The 6,710-nt window shown below is 43.0% G+C and carries 7 protein-coding genes; all 7 read left to right on the top strand.

What is annotated here, in order from left to right; translation table 11 throughout:
* On the top strand, positions 1-153 hold a 153-nt coding region (locus KDD36_01445; GenBank protein ID MCB0395284.1), incomplete at its 5' end, for an ATP-binding protein.
* A 76-nt stretch (positions 154-229) separates the two neighbouring features.
* Positions 230-670 carry an rRNA maturation RNase YbeY gene (gene ybeY / locus KDD36_01440; protein ID MCB0395283.1) on the top strand — a complete coding sequence of 147 codons (441 nt, stop codon included), beginning with the start codon at positions 230-232 and terminating at the stop codon, positions 668-670.
* A gap of 126 nt (positions 671-796) precedes the next feature.
* A complete protein-coding gene (gene mnmG / locus KDD36_01435; GenBank protein ID MCB0395282.1) occupies positions 797-2,668 on the top strand; it encodes a tRNA uridine-5-carboxymethylaminomethyl(34) synthesis enzyme MnmG in 1,872 nt (623 codons plus the stop codon).
* A gap of 10 nt (positions 2,669-2,678) precedes the next feature.
* Entirely contained in the window at positions 2,679-3,581 is a 903-nt protein-coding gene (locus tag KDD36_01430; protein MCB0395281.1) for a class I SAM-dependent methyltransferase, read from the top strand.
* A 365-nt stretch (positions 3,582-3,946) separates the two neighbouring features.
* Complete coding sequence (locus KDD36_01425) at positions 3,947-4,492, top strand: sigma-70 family RNA polymerase sigma factor (protein MCB0395280.1); 546 nt, start codon at positions 3,947-3,949, stop codon at positions 4,490-4,492.
* Between the two features lie 2 nt (positions 4,493-4,494).
* Positions 4,495-6,168, top strand: a complete 1,674-nt coding sequence (locus KDD36_01420) for a hypothetical protein (protein MCB0395279.1) — start codon at positions 4,495-4,497, stop codon at positions 6,166-6,168.
* Entirely contained in the window at positions 6,169-6,699 is a 531-nt protein-coding gene (locus KDD36_01415) for a hypothetical protein (protein ID MCB0395278.1), read from the top strand. It abuts the gene before it with no gap.
* The last annotated feature ends 11 nt before the right edge of the window (positions 6,700-6,710 follow it).

The following is a 6,710-nucleotide window of genomic DNA, read 5'->3' as shown; positions in this document are numbered from 1 at the left end:
GATTTTTCAAACGTTCCTGATCCGACTGCGCCAGAGAATCTTGAGAAACCAACCGGTAGAGGTATCTTTCTTATGAAGAACCTCGCTGATGAAGTGGAATTCTCAGACGATGGCAGGAAGGTTGAGTTAACCTTTCGTCTATCGGGGAACTAACATTCCAATTCGAGCAAAACACCTGATACTTCCCAAACGGGTTATCCATTAGGGAAAAGCCTCTGTCAAGGCAATTATGAAGCATTGCATACGATTTTTCTCCGAGGTTGAAATAAAAGTCAGTGGGTATCGCTCGAGTAAATCCTGGATCATTCATGTATTGGAAGGTTTTCAGCAGGTCGCTGGGAACCTTTGTTTTATTTTGGTTAACGACGAGGGCCTTCTGAAACTTAACCAGCAATATCTCCAGCACGACACCTTCACAGATATTATCACTTTTGATTATTCCGAAAAAGAAGGAGACATCACGGGCGATATTTATATCAGCATAGACCGGGTTTTGGAAAATGCCAGCGAACGAAATCTAAACCCTCTGGACGAGCTGCAGCGCGTTATGGTTCATGGCGTGCTTCATCTTATTGGGTTCAACGATAAAACCCCCGCTCAGAAAAAGAAGATGCGTGCAGAAGAAGATTATTGGCTAAATTTGCGTGATGCCGCGAGGCAAAAGAAATAGGGCTTCTATCGGACTACAAAAAGACTGTCTAAATGATCCGGGTACATCTTCAATAATTCCATGAAGACGTTCTCCACACGCATCTGAATACTATTACATTATCATGTTCCACGTGAAACATTTGTTGTGAATCAAATATATGATATAATTGTTGTTGGCGCCGGACACGCAGGTTGCGAAGCAGCAGCGGCTGCTGCAAACCTTGGGTCCCGGGTTCTTCTCATTACAATGAACATGGGAACCATTGCACAAATGTCGTGTAATCCGGCAATGGGTGGTATTGCAAAAGGGCAAATTGTACGGGAGATCGACGCATTGGGAGGATACTCAGGTATTGTTACCGATAAAACCATGATCCAGTTCCGAATGCTCAACCGATCCAAAGGAGCTGCAATGTGGAGCCCCAGGGCACAAAGTGATCGGTGGTTATTCGCGCAAGAATGGCGTTTAATGCTTGAACAAACCCCCTTAGTTGATTTTTGGCAGGACATGGTGGATAGCCTGTTACTGGAAGGGGATATCGTCAAAGGAGTAAGAACCTCAATGGGCCTTACTTTTTTATCCAAAGCCGTCATCCTTACCAATGGAACCTTCCTCAACGGCAGGATTCATCTGGGCGAGAAGCAATACAGCGGTGGCAGAGCTGGCGAACACGCCGCTAAAGGAATTACCGAACAATTACAGGAAATGGGGCTCGAAAGTGGCCGGATGAAAACCGGAACGCCACCTAGGGTCGATGGTCGTAGTTTGGACTACACCCAAATGGAAGAACAACCGGGCGATGACATACCCGATAAGTTCTCGTTTACTTCCACACCATCCCTAACCAGACAACGCAGCTGTCATATCACATACACAAACACACAAGTACACGATATACTAAGAACTGGCTTTCATAAGTCACCTATGTTTAACGGACGAATTCAAGGTTTAGGGCCAAGGTATTGCCCTTCCATTGAAGACAAGATTGAACGCTTTTCAGACAAGAACCAACACCAGATATTTGTTGAACCCGAAGGTTGGAATACCGTTGAAATCTATGTAAACGGTTTTTCCACATCTCTTCCAGAGGATGTTCAATACAAAGCACTTAAACTTATCCCCGGATTCGAAAATGTACGAATGTTCAGGCCCGGTTATGCTATTGAATATGACTTCTTTCATCCCACCCAACTGTCACATACCCTGGAAACACAAAAGATTTCTGGCTTGTACTTTGCAGGTCAGATCAACGGTACAACCGGCTACGAAGAGGCCGCGTGCCAGGGACTAATGGCGGGAATTAATGCACATCTAAAGGTTGCCGGAGAGGATTCTTTTATCCTGAATAGGGACGAGGCCTATATAGGCGTATTGATCGATGACCTGGTCACTAAGGGAACAGAAGAACCATATCGCATGTTTACCTCACGAGCCGAATACCGTCTTCTGCTTCGACAGGACAATGCCGATGAACGTCTTACAGAAAAAAGCCATAGGATTGGGCTGGCAAAAGATGATCGCTTGGAGCGCCTGATAAAAAAGCGGGAAAGCAAATCACAGTTATTGCACTTGCTTAAAACGCTTAGTGCAGATCCAAACAAGATGAATGCTTTTCTTGAATCCAAGAACAGCAGCTTATTGCCCCAAAAGGTAAAGTTTATTCAAATTCTTCAGAGACCAAATATCACCCTAAATGAACTGCTATCACATTCAGAAGAAATGAGACAGTTTATTCAAACACTTGAGGAAGACAAGAATGAGATCATCCAACAAACCGAGATAACCATTAAATATGAGGGTTATATAAACCGGGAAAAGGAAATGGCCGATAAGCTGAATCGGCTTGAAGGGATCAAATTGTCCCATAACCTGGAATATGACAGACTAACATCTTTGTCATCAGAAGCACGTGAAAAATTGAATCGTATTAAACCAGAAACCGTTGGCCAAGCCTCTAGGATCAGTGGGGTTAGTCCCGCTGATATATCAGTCCTCATGATCTACCTCGGTCGCTAATAAGTTCCACGTGGAACAAATGGAAAATTTAGAACACTGCCCATTATGTGATGCTAATGAATTTAGTGAATTCATTAAATGTAAGGATCACACCGTCAGCCATAAAACCTTTCAGATAGTTTCCTGTAACCAATGCGGATTATTATTCACCAATCCGAGACCTGATACAAACACCATTGGAGGGTATTACCAGTCAGAAGATTATATAAGTCACTCCAACACCCGGAAGGGGCTTATTTCTCAACTATACCACATCGTCAGAAACTACACATTAAGATCTAAGCTACGTTTGATCGAAGGGTCTCACAAACCGGGATCACTATTGGATGTGGGATGTGGAACAGGAGAATTTCTTAATACAGCGAAACAACATCATTGGAACACCACCGGAATTGAACCAAGTCAGACCGCCAGAGAATTTGCGATAAACACATATGGTCTCCATGTTTTCCCTCCTTCACATTTGGAAGAATTAAAACCTGCCTCGTTTCAGGTAATCACCCTTTGGCATGTTTTGGAACATGTAGATCAGCTTAATCATTATATAGAAAAACTTTCAACCCTTCTGGATTCGGAAGGCACCCTCATTGTGGCTGTTCCGAATCCGGATTCATGGGACGCGTGCCATTATAAAACCAACTGGGCCGCATATGATCTTCCACGTCATTTTTACCACTTTACTCCAATGACGATGAAAAAATTAATGTCAAAGCATCAACTTACCATCACAAAAATCAAACCCATGATCTTTGATTCATTTTATGTGGCTATGCTGAGTAGTCAGTATAAAAATGAAAATAAGTCATTATCCGTTTTACGAGGTTTCTCCATTGGTGCCCTGTCTAACATTCGCGCACTTTTCGGGAAGAAAAACTATTCAAGCTTGATCTATATCATTCGCAAACAAAACTAACCTCCTACAGCCCTTTAACAACAAGGGTTTTCAAAGCAACCCCCATACTTACGCCAGGATGAACTTTCTCACCCTGACCAATACGACACCTCCAAAACCACCAAATACCGGCTTTAACGCCCTGATTTGCCCTTTACATTTCCCCGGTATACATTTCCCAACATCCCGAAAAGTACTTATATCACTGTTTTTCAATTACATACATCATATAACCATAAAATTTTATCTCATTTGTACCTTTCATCCTACATTTCGTTATAACAGCATAAACCGGCAACAGCTGCGGGTCTGATTAATATACCAGATTACGAATCTATATCATGTCGCTGCAACCATCATCAAAATACCATGTAACTACTGAACGTATGTCAGAAGAAGAAACATGGATTACTGCAGCCAAAAAAAACGTTAGCGACTTTGAGCCACTTTATCGGAGATATCACGAAAAGATATTTCGATTCATATACAATAGGGTATCAGATGAAGATCTCGCTTACGATACCACCTCAGAGGTTTTTTTGAAAGCCATGCTCAAAATTGACAAATTCAAATTCAAGGGCCTCCCATTTTCCTCCTGGCTCTACAGGATTGCGGCGAATACTGTTAAGGACCTTTATAAAGCCAACAAAACACGGCAAATCATTAGCGCAGACACACCGGGATTACATCTTATCGCGGAATCAATATCCTTTGAAGAAAAGGAAGAAAAAGAAATTCATATACAATGGCTTACTGAAAGTATCGCTGATCTCCCTGAGGAAGACATACAACTTATCACTATGCGGTTTTTTGAAAAAAGACCATTTAAAGAAATCGGGGAAATACTGAATTTAACTGAAACCAACGCAAAGGTGCGACTCTACCGTATTCTTGATAAAATGAAAAAGCAAAGCAAGCATATACATTCGTAACCATGAAACCATATATTATAACCGATAGAAGTAGCCCTACATCAGAAGAGATACGCAAGCGACAAGACTTCAGCAAGGTGGTTGATTCATACCAACTAACCCAATCTTCTCTTACCCTTGGTAAATGGCTGAAATGGGGCGGGTACCTTGCTGGCACTTGTGCTCTGGTTATTTCATCCTACTTTCTGTTACAATCCACCGAAGAGAATCCCCCAGTAAAAAAAGAAATATCAAGCATCTCTCCGGATTTACCAGGTCAGTCAACACATACGACCCAACCGCGCTACGCTGCCAGAGACATTGCTTTTACCACTTATCAAATTGACTCTAAGACCGATGTAACCATAAACCATCCTTCAGGCTCCACCATATCCATACCTGCAGGGTGTTTAGTAAATGCCTCGGGAGAAACGGTGTCCGGAAGCGTGGAAATACACTACCGCGAGATTATGGAACCCATGGGGATCTTCGCCAGTGGTATACCTATGCATTATGACACCCTAAATGAGACACATCACTTTGAATCTGCAGGCATGATAGAAATCCGGGCCTACCAGAATGGTCAATCCCTAAGCATAAAACCAGAAAAAACAATACACATTTCCATGCATTCCCAGGATCAAAGAACTCTCTTTAATCTTTACCATCTTGATGATCAAAACACCCGGTGGGACTGCCAGGGAAAAGATATTGTGACTGTTGCAACCCAAGGCCTAACTCCGATCAGGGATATGGCCTCTCCAATGGATATCACAGAAAACCAAGCACTAACGGAACTGGACCATCAGGTTCAGAATGCACGAAAACTATTGGCCCAGTGTGAAAACTCCGCCCCCTCACCGCCCAAAAAAGCGGTAAAAGGCAAACCAAAGTTCAACATAGAAGTTGATACCTCTCAATTTCCTGAAATGAAGTCATACGATCACATCGTATTTCAGGTAGCCGATTCGGAAAAGAACTTCGACCCTAACAACGCGCACACCACCTGGCAAAACGTATCGTTGGAAAGAACCAGCACCCCTGGAATATATAAGGTTATATTTTCAAGGCCGGATCGCACCATATCAGTATTGTCCGAACCGGTGCTTAGCGGTATCCAATTTGAGGCCGCACAAAGCAGATATGAAGAACTTTTTACTGAGTATAACCAAAAGCTCTTGCATCGCAAGAGAGAGGAAGAGAAGGCAATAGAAGCCTACGAAAAGGCCCTGGCCGAACAGGCACATATTATCAAGGAACGGGAAGAAACGAGACGCTTAGCTGCTAAACAGGTTAGCCAGACACGTGCGGAGATCAAGCGGACATTCTCCATTAACCAGTTTGGTATATATAATTGTGATCATCCAAGAAAATCACCACAGGGTTGTACGCTTCAGGCAACGTTCAAAGATACTGAAGGGCAACCATTACAATATGCTGAGGTATGTTTGGTAGACCGAAAATTGAATGCCGTTTTTGTGTTTAACTACACAAACTTCGATCGCCTGTCATTTGATCCTGCATCCGAAAACATGATCTGGGCCGTTACAGCAGAAGGCGGGTTGACATATTTTGGTCCGGATGCATTTGCAGAAATTTCCCGGCAGAACAAATCCTTTACGTTTGTTATGACGTATGCAAAAGAAAATGACCTTACCATGATCGATCAATGGTTAGCCGATAAACCACCACTTTAAATGATCCGACTACCCGTTTTACTAACTATTCTCACTTTCCCTGTGCTTAGCTATGCACAGGAAGATACATTGACCTTCCATGTAGCTTCTTCTACATTGCCTTCCGGGCTTTATCAGGCACCTCATCACGATCAGTCAAGGCCTGTCACCTCATTTAAATACCTATGCTTTCTTGAGGACCAGGATGTGGTTTATGTAGAATCCCGCGAACATCCGGTTATCCTGGAAAAAACAATCAGGGAAGATTACAAGAATGCCACCGTTTACCGGGGCAAATATTCAATTGTGAACGATACGATTGAATTTGTGCTGGAACGATCTCAATTTGACTTTCCACTGGGATTCAGGGGTGTCATAAAGAAAAACGAGCTGAACCTCACGGAAACCTACTTCGAGCATGATGTAAAGATTTACGACCGCTCATATTTTGAGATTACAAAAGAAGGCATGATGCACCGGGAGTCTGTTTATGTAAAACTACCTCCGGTTGCTAATACCACCGTGCCCGTCAAAACCGCAGAATCAAAGTAGGCATCGCTGGT

The organism is Flavobacteriales bacterium, from assembly GCA_020435415.1.
Lineage (GTDB): Bacteria > Bacteroidota > Bacteroidia > JACJYZ01 > JACJYZ01 > JACJYZ01.
Note: the sequence above shows the minus strand (reverse complement) of the source record. Positions and strands in the feature narration are given on the sequence as shown.